This window comes from Brachybacterium aquaticum, from assembly GCF_014204755.1.
GTDB lineage: Bacteria > Actinomycetota > Actinomycetes > Actinomycetales > Dermabacteraceae > Brachybacterium > Brachybacterium aquaticum.
Genome location: NZ_JACHLZ010000001.1, coordinates 3,322,726 through 3,342,886, shown reverse-complemented (window position 1 = coordinate 3,342,886; position 20,161 = coordinate 3,322,726). Strand labels below are relative to the sequence as shown.

Below are 20,161 nucleotides of genomic sequence, written 5' to 3'. Positions count from 1 at the left end.
TTCAGGTTACGAAGCCGGGGAGTCACGGGACGGTCCGAGCGCCCCGGTCCGGCGGGGCAGGGATCGGTCGAAGTTGTCCACAATCGAGGCGAACCGTGGAGATCGGCCAGGCATCCCCGTTAGGTTGGCCGTGACCCGCTTCACTCCCCGGAAGGCACTCCCCATGCCCCGACGCCTCCTCAGCGCCGCTGCTGCCTGCGCTTTCGTCCTCGGACTCGCCGCGTGCGGCGACGGGAGCGATGACCCCGTCACCTCTGCCCCGCCCAGCATCGACATCGATGCACCGAGCGACGGCGGTGGGGATGCGAGTCCGAGCAGCGGGGGTGACGATGCAGAGCCGAGTGACGGTGGAGGGAATGAGGACACCACTGCCGCGTCCGACATCCCGGCCCCCGACCCGGCGGACTACCCGGGAATGGACGAGAACACGGAGGAGGGGGCGATTCAGGCGTCGCGATACTTCCTGGCGTCCATGCTTTGGGGGTATCAAACCGGCGAAACCGATGAGCTTGCCTCGCTCTTCGAGAAATCCTGCAAGACTTGCCAAGCCAATTTGGAAAACATCGAGGAACTGTCCGACATTGGCGAATATTGGTCCGAGACTCGGGTCACCTATGAAGACATCGTCCCCTCAGACCCCGACGAGACCTACGAGGCAATCATTGGATATTCGGCGACAATTTCCCCGCACACCGAACCTGACGGCAAAACGGGATCTAGAATAGAGGTGCCAGAAAATTATTACCAGATGGGGTTTGGCTTAAATTGGAGTGAGGGTCGATGGGTCATTAGCGGCCTCAGTATTGAGGTGTTCGAGTAATGAGACTTCGGGCCGCCCTCAACCTTGCGGGCGCGATACTCTTGTTCGCCGGAACTGCGACCGCCCCCCAGTCACCTGCGCTGGCCGCAGGCGAGTGCCGCTCCGGAAAAAGCTCCGCGGTGACTGCAACGGCCGACAGCGAGAAACTACATACGGCCGGAACGAGGTCATCAAGAGAATGCAAGCCATCCTCAAACTTCCTGGGGAGCGGAAATCAGTCCCCCAACGACCGCGGATCCTCCAACAAAAGCCAAGACGCCCGAGATAGCTCGCAGTCCTCCCGGGCCTCCAACCCCGCCCAGCAGATCCTCTTCCACACCTTCAACCGCTCCCTCCCCCTCCACGGCGTCTTCGAGCGCAGGGGGAACACCTTCACGGCCACGCGCAACGCCTGCAACAACACCGCGAACTACACGATCACCCAGACAGGGGACTTCGTCTCCGAGCGGCGCGCGGGCAGCGGCTCCCTCGGCGGCGTGCGCACGGTCGAGTCGATCACCCGGACCCTTGCCACCGGTGCTGAGCGGAGCAACGGCTACGCCTGCCTCGGCCCGGCCGCACCCGGCCAGCCAGGTGCTGCTCCCGCCGCAGGCACCCCCGGCGCCCCCGGCGCAGCTCCCGAGCCGATCGTCATCATCGTGACGCAGGAGGAATTCGCCTCACTCCCCATCACCCCGCTGGTCGCGAGCGCCGGCCCGCCGGACGGCTGGCTGCCGGTGAACATGGCCAACGTGCTCTACGCGGAGCCGGAGGTGCAGACTCTGGACACCGAACTGCTCGGCACCCCGGTCGCCGTCCGCGCCATCCCCGTCTCGTTCCACTGGGACCTCGGGGACGGCAACACGATCACCACGAGCACGCCCGGCAAGCCGTACCCGGCGGAGGACGTCTCGGCGACCTACCCCTCCGAGGGCTGGTACGACATCACCCTCACCACCACGTTCGCCGGGCAGTTCTCGGTGGACGGCGGCGAGTGGCAGGACATCGACGGGACGATCGAGGTCTCCTCCGACCCGATCCCCCTGTACTCCAAGTCCCTCGAGTCCAGGCTCGTGAACCCGGACGTCCCCGTGGACGAGTCCGAGGATCCCTGGATCCCGCCGCGCACCCCGGAGACCGAGGGTCCCAAGGACCCCCAGGCACGTCACCGCGAGATCTGACCCCGCACCGCCGCTCCCCGCACCGCCTCTCCCCGCACAGCAGAGCGCGGCGCCGCACCCCTCGTGCGACGCCGCGCTCCCCCGCACCCGATCAGTGCCCGCTGGCGCTCATTCAGCGTCCGGCGGTGAACCGCTCCCCGTGGAACGCAGCACCGGTGGTCCGCTCGGACGCACCGGAGGCGTCGAGGTAGGGCGTGATCCCGCCGCGGTGGCGCGGGAACCCGGCGCCGAGGATCATCGCGAGGTCCACCTGCTCCGGCTGCTCGACCACACCGGCCTCGAGCATCAGCGCGATCTCCTCGGCGAGCCCGTCCAGGACCTTCTCCAGCAGGGCCTCGCCGACCAGCGCCTCCACCCCGGCGACCTTCTCGCCCTCGCCGAACACCTGGGCGACGGTCGGGGAGACCGCAGGGTGCACGGCGGTCCGGCTGCGCTCGGTGAAGTGCGCCTTGCCCTGGGCCATGAGGCCGAGTCCGGGCGAGGCGTGGAAGCGGTCGCCGAGCTCCTCGACCAGCACCTGGCCCACGTGGTCGGCCACACCGAGACCCACGAGGTCCAGCAGTTCGAAGGGGCGCATGGGCATGCCCATCGCGTCCAGCGAGGCGTCGACCTCGGCCGGGTCCGCGCCGGCATCGACGGAGGCGAGCACGGCGCCGAGCACACGGAACAGCAGCCGGTTGACGATGAACCCCGGCGCATCGGCGCTGCGCACCGCGAACTTGCGCAGGCGGCGCACCACCTCGAGGCCGGTGGCGAGGGTCTGCTCGTTCGTCGCCTCGGTGTGGATCACCTCGACCAGCGGCATCTTCGCGACGGGGTTGAAGAAGTGCAGGCCCACCACGCGCTCGGGGTGCTGGAGATCCTCCGCCATCTTCGCGACCGACAGCGAGGAGGTGTTGGTGACCAGCAGGGCATCCTCGGCGAGGACCCCTTCGAGCTTGCCGAACACGGCCTTCTTGATCTTCAGCACCTCCGGGACGGCCTCGAGGACGAGGTCGCAGCCGGCAAGGTCAGCGATGTCAGCGGTCGCGGAGAGGTTGTTGGCGATCGCGGTCGCGGCCTCCTCGGAGAGCTTCCCGCGGGCGGCGGTCTGGGCGATGACGTCACGCGCGTTGGCGAGGCCCTTCGCGGCGATCTCCTCGTCGAGGTCGCGCATCACGACCGGGACCTGGAGGCCGAGCGCGAGCTGCGCGGCGATCTGGGAGGCCATGAGGCCGGCACCGGCCACGCCGACGCGGCGGATCTCGCGGGCCCCGTCCACGGGGGTGCGGCCGGGCTTGCCGCGGCGCAGCAGCTCGGCGGAGTAGAGGGAGGCGGCGGCGCCGTCGGAGCGGACGAGCTCGGCGAGCGAGGTCGCCTCGCGGGTGAGCGCGTCCTCGAGGGTGGAGCCGGGCAGTGCCTGGAGCAGCGCGAGGGCGCGGCCGACGGAGGGGGCGCCCTGCGCCTCGAGCCGGGCGGCCCAGGCGCGGCGGGTCTCGGCGGGGCTGTGGGGGGCGTCGAGCGCGTCCTGCAGCTCCTCGGCCTCGGGGGAGCCGGCGGCAGGCAGAGGCGCGGTGCGGCCCGGCCAGATGCCTGCGGCCTGCGGGGACCCATCGGCCGCGGCGTCCGCGACGTCGGGGGCGAGGACGTCGGCGTCGGCGCTGCCCACGTCGTCATGTGCGGCGACGAGGGCCGCGAACTGCTCGAGCGCCTCGCCGAGGTCGGCGGCGAGCTCGTCGACCAGGCCGATCTCCTCGGCCTGCTCGGCGGTGAGCTGCTTGTCGCGGGCGGGGTCCTCGAGGATCATCCGCACGGCGGTCTCGGGGCCCACCACGGACTGCAGCAGGGTGGTGCCGCCCCAGCCGGGCAGGATGCCGAGGCTGGTCTCGGGCAGGCCGATGCCTCGCACACCGGGGGCGGCGGTGCGCACGTCGGCCATGAGGGCGACCTCGAGGCCGCCGCCGAGGGCGACGCCGTTGAGGTGCGCGAGCAGCGGGACGGGGCTCTGGCGCACGCGGACCTGGAGGTCGTGGGCGGCGCGGGTCATGCCCTCGACGTTCTGGGCCGCGGTGGGGTCGGCGAACATCGACAGGTCGGCGCCGGCGAGGAACACCTTCCCGACACCGGTCATGGCGATGGCCTGGATCTCGCCGGCCTCGGCGCGGTCCAGGGCGGTGGCGATCGCGCCGGTGACGGCGTCGATCGAGAGGGGGCCGAGGGTGGCGGGGCGGCGCTCCTCCCCCTCCGGCGGCGCGAAGGTCAGCACCGCCACCGTCCCCAGTCCGGGGTGCTCGCGGTCCTCGGTGAGGACTCGGGTGACGTGCTCGGTGTAGCTGCTCATCAGTGACCTTTCGCGATCTCGTCATCGAGGGCTGTCGGTGCCCGCACGGTTGTCTGATACCGCGGGTTTCAGGTAGATCATGCCTCAGTTGGCGGCCGAGTGTCCACCGCAGGACCGAGGCCATGCGGGCCCATCAGTCCTCGGAGCTGCCACGGGGCTGTCATGGGGTCTCGAAATAGACCACGTCGCCGTTGAAGGTCTCCAGCCCCAGGCGGAAGGTGTTGATCTCGGCATCGGGGACGAGGAAGGCGCTCTCGAACTGGGCCGTGCCGCCTCCGCGCAGCGGAGGGACGGTGCGCATCGGGTCGGGCACCATGCCCTCGCCGACGTCGGGGAAGTAGGTGCGGTCGGACTCGCCGGTCAGCCACAGCTCCTCGGCCGGGGCGAGCTGGGCCGGGCCGTCGTAGCGCGCCTCGTAGCGGACGATGACGAGCCGGTAGCCGTCCTGGACGACGTCCGCCTCCCCCGCGCCGGGCACGGTCGCGTCGAGGTCGACCGAGAGCGGCGTGACCGAGAGCGTGCCGCCGGTCCAGACCGGCCAGCCCACGGTGTGCTCGCCGATGGTCGCGGGGTCGTCGTAGCCGCCGGTCCCGTCGGTGACCGCCCTCCCGTCGGAGTCGGTGACGGCGCCGGGCTCCTTGACCCGATCGGTCGGGTCGGCGGAGGTGGAGCGCGTGGCCTGGCCGCCGCTCGGGGCGGCCGACGGATCCTGCTGCCCACCGCCGAGCACTCCCTGGAGGGCGCCGAGCACGAGGGCGACGATGGCGACGGCCGCGGCGCCCTGGACGGCGACGATGCCGAGTATCGCCCAGGCCGGCAGCACGCGGTTGCGGTGCCGCTCGCTCACCTCGCCCTCCTCGTCGACGTCGTCGTAGGAGAAGACAGGGGCGCCGTAGGGTCCGGGGTCCTCGGGGATCCGCGACTCGCGGCTCAGCTCCTCAGGGATCCGCCGGGCGTCCGGCTCCGGGGCTTCGGCGTCCGACGGGGTCGTCGGCCCGGCGAACGCGCCGCGGCCGGCGGGGCCGACGTCGAGTGCGTGTGCCCGGCTCTCGTCCCGCGCCCGCGCATGGTCGGGCAGCGCGAAGTCCTCCGACCCGTCCGGCGCGAAGCTCTCCGCCCAGACGTAGTCGGAGGGGTTCTCCCGCCCCGATGTCATGTCTCGAGGATAGGGGCCCGCCGGGACGCGGGGGATCGGGCCGGCGCGACGGAGTGCCCGCCCCCGAAGATCTCCGGACGGCGGTCGCTCGTGGAGGCGTCACGACGCTCAGGACGGCAGCTTCGAGAAGATGTAGTGCTTGCCGTCGTAGGGATTGCGCTGGAGTCCGGGCTGAGCGGTGGCATACCAGGTGCCGTCCCCGCCGCCGTCCTCCGTGCCGGTCAGCTCGCAGATCGCATGGGCGCCGCCGTCGAGCATGGTGCAGGACGCGGCGATCTCGGCCGGGAGATCACCGTCCGGATGGGCTGCGTAGCTGACCCCGGAGATGACCGCGCGCTCCATGTCCTCCGCGGTGGGGTCCTCCCCGAGGTAGGGGTCGACCTTCCCTTGGGCGATCTCGACGCCGGCGGGGATCGCCAGGTCCGTGCGTCCGTCGGCGTTCACGCTGATCAGCAGGGCGGAGCCGCCGAAGGCGGTGGGCACGAGCCGCACCTCCGCCGGGATGCGCTCCTGCTCGTAGGGATCCGCGAAGGCATCGGGCACGACCATGCAGGTCGCGGAGTCCCCGGCGATGGTGGCGACTCCCTCGCACTCGGCGCCCTGCTCGGCCAGGAACATGGAGCCGTGGTTCACCGCGAGGTCCAGCTCCTGGACGCCGTGGAGGTCGCCGTAGAGGTGACTCACGTAGAGATAGCTGATCCCGTTCGAGGGTTCGAGGGTCTCGGCGGAGATGGTGCCGGCCCAGCCGGCGGGCAGCTCGACCTCGCCGGGGGTCCCGTCGCCCGGGTCCTCGCCGGGGTTCTGGCCGTGGTCACCGCCCTTGCCCTTGCCGTTCCCGCCGCCGTGGCCGGATCCCTTCCCCTTGCCCTGGCCGACTCCGCCGTTGCCGTTGCCGTCCTCGCTGCCGTTGCCGTTACCGGCGCCCTTCCCCTTGCTGCTGCCGGATCCCTCGCCGTTCCCGGACCCGCCTCCCTGGTGGCCGGACGGGGAGACCGTGATGGTCCCGCCGGTGCCGGCGCCATCGGCGCTGCCCTCGCCCGTGGAGTCGGCGCCGGCGCCCCCGAGGTCCGAGGACGCCTCCCCTTCGGCAGAGATCTCGTCCGCGGACGTGGCCGCCGGGGCACCGTCGGCCGTCGGCAGCGCGACGTCGGCCCCGCCGCAGCCGGCGAGGAGTGCGGCGCTCGCGAGCGCCGCGGTGAGTGAGGTGAGCGGCGTCGCGAGCCGCCCGCGGGTCGTGGTCCTGGTCATGTCTCTGTCCCCATGCATGGTCGTGCGGATGGCCCGACTCGAGCGATGCGCCATCCCCCGGCGCCGCGCCCCTGTCCCCCCGGACCGGTGGCCTCTGTGCCACCGAGAGTGACTTTACGAACTCTTTACCTTCGCAGCAATGACCCTCAGACCCCCTTCACGCAACCCGCACATCCCGCCCGAACCCTCTCGGCAGAGGCTCGGCGGACATCGCCGACCCCCTTGCTTCCACAACCGAACGGTTGTAGATTCTCGGCATGCTGTGGACCGATGAGGACCGGGCCGATGCCTGGTTCCACGCACTCTCCGACCGGACCCGGCGCGACATCCTGCGCCGCGTGCTCGAGGAGGAGCAGTCGGTCTCCGCGCTGGCCCGGAACTACCCGATCAGCCTCACGGCGGTGCAGAAGCACGTCGCGGTGCTGGAGCGGGCCGGACTGATCATCCGGAGGCGCCGAGGGCGGGAGACCCTCACCCGCGGCGACACCGAGAACCTGCTGGCCGCCGCCCGACTGCTCGAGGGCCTCGAGCGCCGCGGCCGCGAGCACGTCGAGCGGATCGATGCCCTCCTGGACGAGGAGAGCAGCGCTGCGCACCACGCCCGGACCCCAGGGCCCGCCCCTGAGGAGTGACCATGCCCGTCACCGACATCACCCACGACCCGGACGACCTCACCATCACCATCACCGCGCAGTTCGCGGCCCCCGTGGAACGGATCTGGCAGATCTACGCCGACCCGCGCCAGCTGGAGAGGGTGTGGGGGCCGGAGGAGTACCCCGCGACCGTCGTCGACCACAGCCTCACCCCGGGCGGGACGGTCACCTACTACATGACCGGCCCCGAGGGGGACCGCCACTACGGGTACTGGACGGTTCTCGAGGTCGACGAGCCGCACTCGTTCTCCTACGAGGACGGCTTCGCTCTCGAGGACTTCACCCCGGACTCCTCGCTGCCCGTCTCTCGCTGCGTCAGCACGTTCACCGCGCACGAGGGCGGCACCCGCGCCGTCTACGTCACGACCTTCGCCAGCCGCGAGGGCCTGCAGACGGTCCTGGAGATGGGCGTCGAGGAGGGCTCGCGCTCCGCGATCGACCAGATCGACGACCTGGTCGCCTGACCCCGTCGGCCGACAGGCCCGCCCCTCCGGAGGGCCGACGGCCCGCAGGGCCGACCCCTCCGCGGAGCCGACTGCCCGCCGGCCGCAGGCGGGTCACCCGGAGGGGTCCGCGCCTGCGCTCAGCCGCCCAGGAGGGAGGTGGCCACCCCATAGGCGACGAGGGAGGCGACAAGCACGATCCCGAGGAGGATCGCGGCGACGGCGCCCTTCGCGGGCCGACGGGGCCCGCCGGGCGGCGGGGTGGGCGAGGACTGCTCCATGGCTGGCGGCGCGGGCCGCTCTCCTTCCGACGAGTTCTGGCGACCCCTTGCGCGAGGAGCCGGTGGTGCACGCTACCGGGTGGACCTGCGCCCCTGTGCACTGCGGCTCTGTGCACTGCGGCTCTCCGCACTGCGCCCGTCCGCACCGCCGCCCCCCGGCGCCTTGACCACGCGCGCGACGACCCCGGCGGCCCCGCCGAGATCCTCGACCTGCTGCGGGGTCAGGGCATCGAAGACGTAGCGGCGCACCGCGGCGACGTGCCCGGGCGCCGCGGCCTCGACCTGCCGCCAGCCCTCCTCGGTGAGGCGCCCGAGGGTGAAGCGGCCGTCGGCCGGATCGGGAAACCGCTCCACCCATCCGACCTTCTCCAGCCGACTCAGCACCCGCGAGAGGTGGGAGAGGTTCATGTTGGCGACCAGGCCGAGCTCGCTGAGGCGCATGGTGCGCTCGGGCGCCTCGGAGATCTGGGAGAGGGCGCTGTACTCGGCCAGGCTCATCCCGGCGGCCGTGCGCAGCTGGGCGTCGAGCCGCGCGGGCAGCCAGGTCATCACGGCCCAGACCGCGCGCCAGGTGCTCTCCTCCTCGGAGGAGAGCCAGTCGGCGGCGGGCGGGGTGCTCATGCGGCCAGCCTACCGGTTACTTGACATGGAAAGCCATTCCGCCTAGCGTCGAGGCATCACTTTCCACGGAAAGCGGACCATGAACGGCGGCCGCCCTGCGGCCCCGTCGGACCGGCCGCATCCCGCCGACCCTGTCCCAGGAGGCACCATGACGACCACCCTCACCACCACGCGCATCAACCGCACCGACCTCGACATCCTGCCGCTGAACCTCGGCGGGAACACCTTCGGCTGGACCTCGGACCGAGAGACCTCCTTCGCCGTGCTGGACGCCTTCGTCGAGGCCGGCGGCAGCTTCATCGACACCGCCGACTCCTACGCCATGTGGGCCGAGGGCAGCGACGGCGGCGACTCCGAGCGCATCCTCGGCGACTGGATGGCCGAGCGCGGCAACCGCGAGAGCATCGTGCTGGCCACCAAGGTGGGCGGCAAGCCCGGCCGCCAGGGCCTCGCCGCCGAGAACGTGGACGCGGCGCTGGACGAGTCCCTCGAGCGCCTGCAGACCTCCTACGTGGACCTCTACTACGCCCACTACGACGACGAGTCGGTCTCCATCGAGGAGCAGGTCCGTATCGCCGACGGCCTGGTCCGCTCCGGCCGTGTGCGCCACGTGGCGCTGTCGAACTTCTCCGTGGACCGCATGCGCGAGTGGTTCGAGGTCGCGACCCGCGAGGGCCTGACCGTCCCCGTCGCGATCCAGCCGCACTACAACCTGCTGCACCGCGCCGAGTTCGAGCAGGGCTACGCGGCGATCGCCCGCGACTTCGACGTGGCGGTCTTCCCCTACTTCGCCCTCGCCTCCGGCGTGCTCACCGGCAAGTACCGCACCAAGGCCGACCTCGAGGGCCACGCCCGCCAGGGCTTCGCCGAGGACCTGCTCACCGACGACGCCCTGAAGGTCATCGACGCGCTGGTCCGGATCGCCGGAGACCACGACGTCGAGCCCGCCTCCGTGGCACTCGCCTGGCTGCTCGCCAAGGGCGTCACCGCCCCGATCGCCTCGGCCTCCACCCCCGAGCAGCTCCCGGCGCTCATCGCCGCGACCTCGCTCGAGCTCACGGCCGACGAGGTCGCGGCGCTGGACGACGCCTCCGCGCCCTTCGCCTGAGCCGCGCCGTCCCCGCGGGTCCGCCCGCACCTCCGCGCCGTGGGCGGGCCCGCGTCCGGGCCCGCCCACGGGCGCTGTGCGTACGACGGGGCGCGCGAGGAGTAGCGTGACCCGGTCGCCCGCCCCCGTCGGCCGCCGTCGCGCCCCCGCGCCCGGCCCGCGTCGGCCGACGGGCCCGCCCGCGAACGATGCACCCCGAGGTCCTGCGATGACGTCTCCCGATCCCACCCTGTCCGGCGCACACGCGACGAGCGCCGGCGCCGCGCCTGCCCCTGCCGCACCCGCCCCCGTCGCCTCTCCGGACGCCCCCTTCGCGGAGGAGACCGTGCTGGACAGCCCCATGTGGTCCTCGCTGACGGGCTTCCACCGCGACCTCGCGATCGGCAACGAGCACGTGCTGCGCTACCCCGCGGACGTCTCCCCCTTCGTGGGCGTGCGCGACTGGGAGCACCCGGACGTGTGGGACGCGATCCTGGACGTGTTCGGGCACGACGCGGTGGTGTCCGTGTCGCACGCCGATCCGGTGCTGCCCGAGGGGTGGAAGCCCGAGTACCAGTTGCCCGGGGTCCAGCTGGTCCAGACCGACCGGCTCAAGGCGCGCCCGGAGGAGGAGGCAGTCGAGCTCGGCGCCGCGGACAGCGAGGACATGCTCGCGCTGACCGCACTGACCAAGCCCGGCCCCTTCCTCCCGCGCACCCACGAGCTGGGACGTTACGTGGGCATCCGACGGGAGGGCAGGCTGGTCGCGATGGCCGGCGAGCGCATGCACCCGGGCGGCTGGACCGAGATCAGTGCGGTCTGCGTCCACCCCGACCACCGCCGCCAGGGCCTCGCCTCGCGCCTCGTGCTCGACGTCGCCCACGGCATCCAGCAGCGCGGGGACCGGGCGCTCCTGCACGCCTCGGCGGAGAACACCTCCGCGATCGCCGGCTACCAGAAGCTCGGCTTCGCGCTGCGGCGCACCCTCACCTTCGGCGCGGTCCGCACCCCCTGAGCGCGGGCCCCTCGAAGCGCGGGCGCGCCGCAGCGGCCGCGGCGCACTGACCGCGGCGCGCTGGCCTCGGGCGCGGCCCTGTGAGGGGGCGGCGCTCAGGCCTGCGGCAGGCGAGTGAACACGTAGGCGGCGGTGTGCCCCGGGTAGCCGCGCTGTGCGGTGGCGTACCAGGTGCCGTCGCCGCCGCCGTCCGGGGTGCCGGTGACCTCGCAGGTCCCGTGCACCCCGGCGTCGGAGACGGTGCAGTCGATGTCCAGGCCATGAGGCAGCTCGCCGTCGCTGGCCCACTGGAGCATCACGGCACTGAGGGCGATGTCGGAGAGATCCTGGTCGGTGACCGCGCCGACGTCCTCGGTGAAGGCGGGCTGGAAGCCGAGCTCGGCGCCCGGGGCGACCTCCAGCAGGTCCCCCTCGGCGGCATCCACCCCGTACAGCAGGGCGGTGTTGTCCCAGGCCGTGGGGACCAGGCGCACCTGGACCCGGTGCTCGGCGCCGTCCTCGCCGGTGAAGGTGCACGCCGCGGCGGAGCCGTCGAGCACGGCGGTGCCCTCGCAGGTCGCGCCGAAGCTGCCGAGGAACTCGGTCTGCTCGAGCTGCGCGGCGGCCATCTCGCGCGCCGCCCATTCGCCGTGGAGGTTCTCCATCGTGAGGTAGGAGCCGTCGGCCGACGGGGAGAAGCGCTCGGTCGAGACCGTGCCGGCCCAGCTCCCGGTCGCGCCGCCCGGTGCGCCCGACGGGCCGGTCGCGCCGCCGTCGGACGCTCCGCCACGAGCTGCGCCCCCATCGGTCGCGCCGCCGCTGTCCGAGGTCCCGGCCTCCACGCCCGCCGGGTCCGTGGGAGAGGGGGACTCCTGGGCGTCGGTCGGCCCGCACCCGGCGGCGAGCGCCGCGATCGCGCCGAGCGCGAGGAGTCCGGCGATGCGGCGCTGACGCGGCGCTGGGCGGCCGACACGCTCCGGCCCGGCGTATGCGGTGCGGTGGTGGATGGTGGAGGTCATCTGCCCTCTTCCCCCTCGACGAGCGGCCGGCCCCCTGCCGACCCCGGTGCGGCCGTCGGACGACGACCACGAGCCGACTTTACGATGTCTTTACCCTCGTCGGCGCCGACCTTCACCACTCCTCCGCAAGGCCTCCCCGCAAGGACTCCCCCGGCCCTTGGGGCGCGGTCTCACCGGTCGCCGCGCAAGGGGCTCACAGCCCCAGCACCTCCGGCGTGCAGCTGCTCGTCTCGACGTGGGCGCCGCGCATGCTGAGCCTGCCCTGCTCGTCCAGCACCAGCTCGGCACCATGGGCGTCCGTCGAGGTCACGCTGTACAGCGCGCCCTGCCGCCGGGGATCGCCGAGGTCCTCGAAGCCGTGCACGGCGAGCACCGGGTCCAGTCTCTGGGCGAGCTCGTCCCAGCCGTCCTCCCCCGAGACGCCGTCCAGGGTGCCCTCCGCCTCCCAGGTCCCCGGGGAGTACAGGCACTGCCCGTCCTCCTCGGCGACGCTCCGGCGGCCCTCGTCGAGGGTCCACTGCTGGGAGGAGAGCTCCGCGAGGAGCGCCTGTGCCGCCTGGTCGTAGTGCTCGACGGCGTCGGCCGCGGGGAGCGGCTCAGCCCCACCCGTGCAGCCGGCGAGCAGGAGTGCCGCCGCGCCGCACAGGGCGACGCGCCGCGTACGGGCTCCCTGGAGCGTGCCGCGAGAAGACCCTCCGCGCGGGCCGACTGCTCTGTCCATGGCTCCCCTCCCGTCCCCGTCGTGCGGCGGTGTCGTCCCGCGCCCCACGCCTCCGATGCCGCGGATCCTACGGGGCGCCCGGCGGACGGCAGCGCGGCCCTCCACCGCCGCACCGGCTACGGTCATGTCATGGACGAGCGCATCGGGTGGCCCGAGGACCTGCAGGACGTGGATCGCCGCGACGAGGAGCTGCGCGTCTGGGTGGCCGAGCGGATCCGGCGCCTGGAGGCCGATGCGCGACGCAGCGCCGACACCCATCTGGTGCCGCTGGACCTGCCCGAGGAGTGGGGCATCCAGCTCTACCTCAAGGACGAGTCCACCCACGCCTCCGGCAGCCTCAAGCACCGCCTGGCCCGCTCGCTGTTCCTGTTCGCCCTGGTCAACGGGCAGCTGCGGCCGGGGATGCCGGTGATCGAGGCGTCCTCGGGCTCCACCGCGGTGAGCGAGGCGCACATGGCGCGGATGCTGGAGATCCCGTTCATCGCCGTGATCCCGCTCGGCACCAGCGCCCGCAAGGTCGCGCTCATCGAAGCGGCGGGCGGCAGCTGCCACGTGGTGGACAGCGCCGAGCGGATGGGACCGGAGGCGCAGCGCCTGGCCGAGGAGCTGGGCGGGCTGTTCATGGACCAGTTCACCCATGCCGAGCGTGCCACCGACTGGCGCGGCAACAACTCCATCGCCGTCAGCGCCCTCGCGCAGCTGGAGCTGGAGCCGCATCCGGTGCCGGCCTGGATCGTGGTGGGCGCCGGCACCGGCGGGACCAGCGCCACCTTCGGCCGCTACCTGCGCTATCGCCGACTCCCCAGCGCCCTGTGCGTCGCGGACGTGGAGGGTTCGGCCTTCTTCGAGGGGTGGCGGCAGGGCGATCCGTCGGTGACCACCGGGCGCGGCTCGCGGATCGAGGGGATCGGCCGGCCGCAGGTGGAGCCGAGCTTCGTGCCCGGCGTCGTGGACCGCATGATCCGGGTGCCGGATGCCGCCTCGGTCGCCGGTGCCCGCTTCCTCTCGCAGCGTCTGGGCCGACGGGTGGGCGCCTCGACCGGCACGAACCTCGTCGCCGCCGCGCAGCTGATCGACGAGATGCGGCGGCGGGGCGAGAGCGGCTCGGTGCTGACGCTGCTGTGCGACGCCGGGGATCGCTACACGGACACCTACTTCGACGACGACTGGGTCGCGGCGCAGGGCTGGGACCTCGCCCCGTGGCTCGAGGCGCTCGCGGCGCGACTGCCGTCGGCCGAGGGGTGAGCGGCCCCGAGGCCGGGCCCGTCGGCCGACGGAGGATCCGGGCCCCTCACACCACCGAGGTCACGCCCCCGTCGACGTACAGCGTCTGGCCGTTGACGAAGGCGCTCGCGTCCGAGGCGAGGAAGACCAGCGGGCCGACCAGCTCCTCCACCTCGCCCCAGCGCCCGGTGGGGGTGCGCCGACCCACCCAGGCGGAGAACTCCTCATCCTCGACGAGGGCCCTGGTGAGCTCGGTGGCGAAGCAGCCGGGGCCAGGGCGTTGACCTGGATGCCATGCGGGGCGAGGTCCGCGGCGAGTCCCTTGGTGAGCATCACGATCCCGCCCTTGGTCGCGCTGTAGGCGGCAATCCACGGACGGGCGAGCTGGGACTGGAACGAGCCGATCTGAATGATCATGCCGCTGCCCCGCGCCGTCATGCCCGCCGCGACCCGGCGCGCGCAGTAGAACGCGGCGGAGAGGTTGGTGGCGACCAGCGCGTCCCAGTCCTCGTCGCGAAACTCGGCGATCGGTGCGCGGCGCTGGATCCCGGCGTTGTTGACCAGGATGTCCGGGGTGCCGTGCTCCGCCTCGATCTCGCCGATCGCCGCGTCGACCGCGGCGGGATCAGTGACGTCGACGCCGACGGACAGGGTGCTGCCCGAGCCTGCAGCGCCTGCGCCCGCAGTGTCCGGGCCCCCGGCGTCCGCGGAGCCGGAGGTCTCCGCGGCACCCGCCTCCCGGGCGATTTCGTCGGCCGCTGTCGCAGCCCGCTCGGGGTCGCGGCCGTGGACGATCACCCGCGCCCCGGCGCGCACGAGACCCGTGGCCAGGGCGCGGCCGATGCCGCGGGTCGACCCGGTCACGGGCGCCGTGCGGCCGGTGAGGCTGAACAGGGAGCTGCTGCCCACCCCGGGTCGGCTGTCGCGCACGGCGCTGCTCTCAGACATGGGGCTGCGATCGGTCACTCGATGCTCCTCGCTCAGGCGAACGCACTCACCCCGGTGATCGACCGGCCGACGATCAGCGACTGCATGGTGTCGGTGCCCTCGTAGGTGTGCAGGGCCTCGATGTCGCTCCGGTGGCGCACCACTCGGTTCTCGAGCAGGATCCCGGAGCCGCCGAGGAGATCGCGGGCGTCGGAGGCGATCGCGCGGGCGGCGCGAGTGTTGTGCACCTTGGCGAGCGACGCCTGCTCGGGCCGGATCTCGCCCTTCGCCTCGAGCTCGGCGAGGCGAACGCAGTACAGCTGCATCGAGGTGAGGGTCTGGAGCATGTCGGAAAGGCGCACCTGGACGTGCTGGGCCTTGGCCAGCGGGCGGCCGAACTGGATGCGCTTGGTGGCGTGCTCGAGCGCCGCCTCGTAGCAGGCGATCGCGTGGCCCAGCGCGCCCCAGGCCACGCCCGCGCGGGTCGCGAACAGGACCTTCGAGGTGTCCTTGAAGGAGCGTCCGCCGGGCAGCCGCGCATCCAGCGGGACGCGCACGTCGGCGAGGGTGATGTGGGCCTGGTGGATGGCGCGCAGGGCGACCTTCCCGCGGATCACCTCGGCCTCGTAGCCGGGCAGGGACTGGTCCACGAGGAAGCCGGAGACCTGACCGTGCAGCTCCGGCTGGGACTCGTCCTCGACGCGCGCCCACACCACGGACAGGTCGCAGCCCGCACCGTTGCCGATCCAGCGCTTCTCGCCCGTGATCACCCAGTCCTCGCCATCGCGGCGGGCCACGGTCTCCAGCGACACGGAGTCGGAGCCGTGGTCGGGCTCGGTGAGGGCGAAGGCGGCGTGCTTGGTCCCGGTGGCCAGGGCGTCCGCCCACTGGGCCTTCTGCTCCTCTGAGCCGAGCAACATGATCGAGCGCAGCGCGAGGCCGCCCTGCACGCCGACCATGGTGCCGATGCTGCCGTCGATCCGGGACAGCTCCATGTTCACCAGGCCCGTCGCGAGCGGCGTCAGGACGCGGTGGCCGGGGACGTCCAGGCCGTCGGTGAGCAGGTCCAGCTCGCCCAGGCGGGCGATGAGCTCGATCGGGTACTCGCCGCGGTCCCACCAGTCGTTGATGCGGGGCAGCACCTCGGCGGCGAGGGAGCGGGCGTCGCGCCAGGCGGCGAGGTCCTCGCCCGCGACGTCCTGGAACAGGGCCAGATGGTCCATGGTGCGCGGCAGCAGCTCGGCAGGGGTGGAGGCCGAGGCATCGGGCGCGGAGACGACCGCGCGCTCGGTGACCACGGAGTCCCGTCGGCCGTCCTCGCCCGAAGGGGCGACGGAGCCGCCGAGGGAGATGTGGCCGGGCGCGGCGGCGTCCCAGCCGCCGGTGCTGTTCTCGCTGGTCGCGTACCGGGGGGTCTGGGTCATCACTTGATCCTCTCGATGATCAGGGCCATGCCCTGGCCGCCGCCGACGCACAGCGTGGCCAGGCCGTAGCGGCCGTCGCGCTCGTCGAGGCCGTTCAGGAGCGTGGTGGTCAGGCGGGCGCCGGTGGAGCCCCAGGGGTGGCCGAGCGCGATCGCGCCGCCGTGGACGTTGAGCTTGTCGTGGTCGATGCCGAGGTCCTCGGCCGACGGGAGCACCTGCGCGGCGAAGGCCTCGTTCAGCTCGACGAGGTCGATGTCCTCGATGGTGAGGCCGGCGAGCGCGAGCGCCTTCCGCGTCGCCTCGACGGGGCCGAGGCCCATGATCTCGGGGCTGAGCCCGGAGACGCCGGTGGCGACGATGCGGGCGAGCGGGGTGATGCCCAGCTCCTTGGCGTACTCCTCCTCCATGATCACCAGCGCCGCGGCGCCGTCGTTCAGGGGACAGCAGTTGCCGGCGGTGACGGTGCCGTCCGGGCGGAACACGGGGTCGAGCCCGGCCACGGCCTCGTAGGTGACGCCGGCGCGCGGGGAGTCATCGGTGTCCACGACTGTCCCGTCGGCCAGCGTGATCGGCGCGATCTCGCGGGCGAAGAAGCCGGACTCGCGCGCGGCCTCGGCGCGGTTCTGGGACAGGACCGCGAACTCGTCCTGCGCCTGGCGGGTGACGCCGCGCAGCTCGGCGACGTTCTCGGCGGTCTGGCCCATGAGGATGTACGGGTCGGGCAGCTCGCCGTCCTCGCGGGGGTCGTGCCAGGGGGCGGGGATCTCGCGGGAGGCGCGCTTGTCGGTGCGCTCCCAAGCCTCGCGGAACTGCGGGTCGCGGGCGTCCTCCTCCATGAGCTTGCCGGTGCTCAGCGAGATCGACTCGACCCCGGCGGAGATCACGGCCCGCGCCTCACCCGAGACGATCGCGTGGAAGGCGGCGCGGGTGGTCTCGATCGAGGAGGCGCAGAAGCGGGTGACGGTCGCGCCGGGCACGGTGTCCAGGCCCAGCGCGACGGCGACGGTGCGGGCGAGGTTCCCGCCCTGATAGCCCTCGGGGATCGCGCAGCCGAGCTGGAGGTCGTCGATCGTGGTGGGGTCGAGCTGGGGCACCTTGTCCAGCGCCGCGCGGATCGTCTGGGCGGCGAGGTCGTCCGGGCGGACGTCCTTGAGCGAGCCCTTGCGGGCGCGGCCGATGGGTGAGCGGGTGGCGGCGACGATGACGGCCTCGGGCACGGGGTCCTCCTGGGACGGCGATGTCTTCGGGTGGGTTCTGCGACTTCCGACGGGTGCTACGGGCAGGGCCCGGCACCGGAGCGGTGCGCACCGTTAGTGATACTACGGGTTGCAGGTACCTGGTGGGAAGTCGGCCGGCGGGGCCGGGAGGTCCGTCGGCGCGAGCCGTCGGCGCCCCTCCTCGCGGCAGGGGCTGCGCGCCGGCGGCGCCCCTCCTCGCGGCAGGGGCTGCGCGCCGGCGGCGCCCCTCCTCGCGGGAGGGGCTGCGCGCCGGCGGCGCCTCAGCGGCGGCGCGGGCTCAGCAGGACCCGCGCGAGCAGGTCGATCACCGTGCCGAGCAGGCCGATCACCAGGATCACCACGAGCATCTCTTCGTAGGCGAGACGGTCCCGGGCGTTGAGGATCTCGTAGCCCAGGCCGCTGGTGACCCCGAGCATCTCCGCGGGGACCAGCACCACCCACGCGATGCCGAGAGCGAGCCGCACCGACTGCAGCACCGCGGGGCGCACCGACGGGATGACCACGGTGCGCAGGACCTCCGCGCGGCCGGCACCCAGGGTGTGGGCGACGGCGACGAGGCGCGGGTCGATCGCGGCGACAGCGGCCGAGGTTCCCAGCAGCACCGGCCAGACCGCGGCGGCTGCGACGAGGAAGACGACCGGCGCGGAGCCCACCCCGAGCAGGGCGACCGCGACGGGCGCCCAGGACAGCGGGGAGATCATCCGCACGAACTGGACCGGCAGGGCCGTGGCCCAGCGAGTGGGCCGGTGCAGCCCGATCAGCACCCCGGCGGGGATTCCGAGCACGGCGGCGATCGCGAGCCCGGACAGCAGCCGCATCGTGCTGGTGAGCAGATCCTGGAGCAGCACCCCGGTGGACAGCAGCGAGGCCAGCGCCCCCGGGACCCCGAGCGGGGAGACGGCGGCGAGCATCGGGTTGCCGGGTCCGCCGATGGCGGTCAGCGCCCACCAGGCGAGCACCGCGGCGACCGCCCCGAGCACGCCCCAGGCGAGGGCGCTCCCCCGGGGCACGGCGGGACGTGCGGGACCTCGGGCGCCCGACCCGCCGGGGCGGGCGCGCCCGGGTCCCGCCGGAGCGGGGTCCGCGGCGCGGGGGTCGAGGTCGGTCGGGGAGACGCTCATGGGTCGATCACCTCGGGATCTTCGAGTGCGGTCAGCGAGTCCGGATCCAGCCGTCGGGCTGCATCCCGCAGCGCGGTGTCGTCGACCACCAGGTCGTGGACCGCAGCAGGGTCCAGCTCCCCGAGGGCGCCCAGCGGAGCGTCCAGCAGGGTGGTGCCGAGCTCGCGCACGAGCTGGGCGGTAAAGCCGGGGCGCAGCACGGGGGTGAAGCCGATCTCCTCGCCCCGCCAGTCGGGGTGGGCGACGTGGGCGTGCCCGGCACCATCGCGGTGCATCGCGGCGCGGATCGCCGGCAGGGGCTGCGGAAGATAGGTGCCGGCGAGGTCGGCCGCGACGCCCTCGCGGTCCTCCCGGCAGTCGATCTGGGCGAGGACCAGGGCGTCGGCGACCGCCTGGAGCTGCTCGGCCGGCCGCCGCAGCAGACCGGAGGTGGCGACGGTGACGCAGCACGGATGGGAGCGCCACACGTCCCCGAGGAACCGGCCGATGGTGCCCACGCCCGTGGACTCCCCCATCGCGTTGAAGGGGTCCGCGACCGTGTATCCGCCGATCGAGCCCGCGTCAAGCGCGGGGATCATGTCCGCCGGGGCCATGGGCACGAGCGTCACCTCGCCACGGTCACGCGAGGCGGTGCGGCGCACGACGGGGGTCAGCCCCTCGGCGCGCAGCATCTGCTGGACGATGACGTTGTGGATCGAGTACCAGCCGGGGACGGCCAGGGTGCGGCCGGCGAGGGCCGCGACCTCGGGCACGTCCCTGCCGAGGGTGAGCGCGGAGCCGTCGACATGGTTCGCGCCGAGCACCCGGATGTCCGCGCCGAGGTCCAGCCGCATCCGCAGCGCCATCGGGAACAGCAGGTGGACGAGATCGACGCTCCCGGCCAGCAGGGCCTCGCCCATCGTGGACCAGGAACGCAGCCGGATCGGCTCGGCGACCTCGATGCCCGCCCTGGCGAAGTGCCCGCGCGCGTGGGCGATCAGCAGGGGTGCGGCGTCGGTGATGGGGAGGTAGGCGATGCGCAGCGGCCGCTCGGGGTCCGGCGGGGCCGCCTCCCCGCGGCGAGCTGCGAGGCCGAACCCGGCCCCGGTCGCCCCGGCGAGCGCGAGCGCTCCGCCCCCGCCGAGCAGCGCCCGCCGGGTCGGTCGCGGCCGGGAGCGCCCGCCCGCCCCTGTCCGTCCGGTCACCCCTTCCCGTCCGGTCACCGCAGCGCACCCGCCCGGTAGTGGGCGAGCACCTCGTCCCGGCCGGTGCCGTCCTCCCGGGGGCGCCACTGGGCGGTGATGCCCTGGCGACCGTCCAGGTACACGATGCGATCGGCGACGGTGAGCGCCTCGTCGATGTCGTGCGTGACCAGGACGGCGGAGATCCCCACCCGGGTGAGCACATCCCGCAACCAGGTCTGCAGGTCTGCACGGATGGCCGGGTCGAGAGCGGAGAAGGGCTCGTCGAGCAGGACCACCGCGGGCTGCACGGCGAGCGCCCGGCCCAGCGCCACGCGCTGCGCCTGGCCTCCCGAGAGCTCCCCGGGGAGCGCGTCGGCGAGCTCGGCGATGCCCAGGTCGGCCAGCAGCTCGGGGACCCGCTCGGGCCGGAAGTGCCCCGCGTTGGCGTCGTAGCGGCCGCCGAGGGCGACGTTCTCGGCCACGGTGAGCCAGGGGAACAGGTCCGGGGACTGCGGGACCAGGGCCGGACGGCGCGGGTCCG

At 73.1% G+C, this 20,161-nt stretch carries 18 protein-coding genes and 2 pseudogenes; 7 read left to right on the top strand and 13 right to left on the bottom strand.

The features are described from left to right. Positions 1 to 163: 163 nt before the first annotated feature. Together HNR70_RS15055 and HNR70_RS16105 are read left to right on the top strand one after the other, a co-directional pair. Positions 164 to 820 (top strand): DUF6318 family protein, encoded by a 657-nt coding sequence (locus HNR70_RS15055; protein WP_184326372.1) that lies wholly within the window; start codon positions 164 to 166, stop codon positions 818 to 820. Between the two features lie 119 nt (positions 821 to 939). Beyond that, positions 940 to 1,980 carry a PKD domain-containing protein gene (locus HNR70_RS16105; RefSeq protein WP_246375253.1) on the top strand — a complete coding sequence of 347 codons (1,041 nt, stop codon included), beginning with the start codon at positions 940 to 942 and terminating at the stop codon, positions 1,978 to 1,980. A gap of 112 nt (positions 1,981 to 2,092) precedes the next feature. Here HNR70_RS16105 and HNR70_RS15045 read toward each other — a convergent pair whose 3' ends face one another. The 3 genes from HNR70_RS15045 to HNR70_RS15035 all read right to left on the bottom strand — a co-directional run bounded on the left by HNR70_RS15045 (position 2,093) and on the right by HNR70_RS15035 (position 6,704). Further along, positions 2,093 to 4,300 (bottom strand): 3-hydroxyacyl-CoA dehydrogenase NAD-binding domain-containing protein, encoded by a 2,208-nt coding sequence (locus HNR70_RS15045; RefSeq protein ID WP_184326371.1) that lies wholly within the window; start codon positions 4,298 to 4,300, stop codon positions 2,093 to 2,095. Between the two features lie 160 nt (positions 4,301 to 4,460). Beyond that, entirely contained in the window at positions 4,461 to 5,456 is a 996-nt protein-coding gene (locus HNR70_RS15040; RefSeq protein ID WP_184326370.1) for a hypothetical protein, read from the bottom strand. Positions 5,457 to 5,564: 108 nt separating this feature from the next. Next, complete coding sequence (locus HNR70_RS15035) at positions 5,565 to 6,704, bottom strand: hypothetical protein (RefSeq protein ID WP_184326369.1); 1,140 nt, start codon at positions 6,702 to 6,704, stop codon at positions 5,565 to 5,567. 257 nt (positions 6,705 to 6,961) lie between these two features. Between HNR70_RS15035 and HNR70_RS15030 the strand changes: the two genes are divergently transcribed. Continuing rightward, the gene (locus HNR70_RS15030) at positions 6,962 to 7,336 is read left to right on the top strand and encodes an ArsR/SmtB family transcription factor (RefSeq protein WP_184326368.1); all 375 of its coding nucleotides are present in this window, start codon (positions 6,962 to 6,964) and stop codon (positions 7,334 to 7,336) included. Positions 7,337 to 7,338: 2 nt separating this feature from the next. After that, positions 7,339 to 7,821, top strand: a complete 483-nt coding sequence (locus tag HNR70_RS15025; protein ID WP_184326367.1) for an SRPBCC family protein — start codon at positions 7,339 to 7,341, stop codon at positions 7,819 to 7,821. A 119-nt stretch (positions 7,822 to 7,940) separates the two neighbouring features. Here the strand turns inward: HNR70_RS15025 and HNR70_RS15020 are convergent, their stop codons facing one another. Next, complete coding sequence (locus HNR70_RS15020; RefSeq protein ID WP_184326366.1) at positions 7,941 to 8,081, bottom strand: hypothetical protein; 141 nt, start codon at positions 8,079 to 8,081, stop codon at positions 7,941 to 7,943. Between the two features lie 72 nt (positions 8,082 to 8,153). After that, positions 8,154 to 8,702, bottom strand: a complete 549-nt coding sequence (locus HNR70_RS15015; protein WP_184326365.1) for a MarR family winged helix-turn-helix transcriptional regulator — start codon at positions 8,700 to 8,702, stop codon at positions 8,154 to 8,156. A gap of 148 nt (positions 8,703 to 8,850) precedes the next feature. Here HNR70_RS15015 and HNR70_RS15010 point away from each other — a divergent pair, with 148 nt between their 5' ends. Continuing rightward, the gene (locus HNR70_RS15010) at positions 8,851 to 9,810 is read left to right on the top strand and encodes an aldo/keto reductase (RefSeq protein WP_184326364.1); all 960 of its coding nucleotides are present in this window, start codon (positions 8,851 to 8,853) and stop codon (positions 9,808 to 9,810) included. Positions 9,811 to 10,150: 340 nt separating this feature from the next. Continuing rightward, a complete protein-coding gene (locus tag HNR70_RS15005) occupies positions 10,151 to 10,804 on the top strand; it encodes a GNAT family N-acetyltransferase (protein ID WP_246375841.1) in 654 nt (217 codons plus the stop codon). Between the two features lie 95 nt (positions 10,805 to 10,899). Here the strand turns inward: HNR70_RS15005 and HNR70_RS15000 are convergent, their stop codons facing one another. Together HNR70_RS15000 and HNR70_RS14995 are read right to left on the bottom strand one after the other, a co-directional pair. Beyond that, positions 10,900 to 11,802, bottom strand: a complete 903-nt coding sequence (locus HNR70_RS15000; RefSeq protein ID WP_184326362.1) for a hypothetical protein — start codon at positions 11,800 to 11,802, stop codon at positions 10,900 to 10,902. A gap of 193 nt (positions 11,803 to 11,995) precedes the next feature. Beyond that, on the bottom strand, positions 11,996 to 12,523 hold the full coding sequence (locus HNR70_RS14995; protein WP_184326361.1) for a hypothetical protein: 528 nt from the start codon (positions 12,521 to 12,523) through the stop codon (positions 11,996 to 11,998). Between the two features lie 129 nt (positions 12,524 to 12,652). Between HNR70_RS14995 and HNR70_RS14990 the strand changes: the two genes are divergently transcribed. After that, entirely contained in the window at positions 12,653 to 13,768 is a 1,116-nt protein-coding gene (locus HNR70_RS14990; protein ID WP_184326360.1) for a PLP-dependent cysteine synthase family protein, read from the top strand. Between the two features lie 46 nt (positions 13,769 to 13,814). Here HNR70_RS14990 and HNR70_RS14985 read toward each other — a convergent pair. The 6 genes and pseudogenes from HNR70_RS14985 to HNR70_RS14960 all read right to left on the bottom strand — a co-directional run bounded on the left by HNR70_RS14985 (position 13,815) and on the right by HNR70_RS14960 (position 20,102). Further along, a pseudogene (locus HNR70_RS14985) lies at positions 13,815 to 14,695 on the bottom strand (SDR family oxidoreductase). A gap of 32 nt (positions 14,696 to 14,727) precedes the next feature. Then, a complete protein-coding gene (locus HNR70_RS14980) occupies positions 14,728 to 16,098 on the bottom strand; it encodes an acyl-CoA dehydrogenase family protein (RefSeq protein ID WP_184326359.1) in 1,371 nt (456 codons plus the stop codon). Then, a complete protein-coding gene (locus tag HNR70_RS14975; RefSeq protein ID WP_184326358.1) occupies positions 16,098 to 17,315 on the bottom strand; it encodes an acetyl-CoA C-acetyltransferase in 1,218 nt (405 codons plus the stop codon). Before HNR70_RS14975 ends, HNR70_RS14980 begins: the two co-directional genes overlap by 1 nt. Before the next feature lie 281 nt (positions 17,316 to 17,596). Continuing rightward, on the bottom strand, positions 17,597 to 18,457 hold the full coding sequence (locus tag HNR70_RS14970; protein ID WP_184326357.1) for an ABC transporter permease: 861 nt from the start codon (positions 18,455 to 18,457) through the stop codon (positions 17,597 to 17,599). Further along, a pseudogene (locus tag HNR70_RS14965) lies at positions 18,454 to 19,479 on the bottom strand (ABC transporter substrate-binding protein); the annotation flags it as partial. The pseudogene HNR70_RS14965 and the gene HNR70_RS14970, both read right to left, overlap by 4 nt. Before the next feature lie 176 nt (positions 19,480 to 19,655). After that, a complete protein-coding gene (locus HNR70_RS14960) occupies positions 19,656 to 20,102 on the bottom strand; it encodes an ATP-binding cassette domain-containing protein (RefSeq protein WP_312857692.1) in 447 nt (148 codons plus the stop codon). Positions 20,103 to 20,161: the final 59 nt, after the last annotated feature.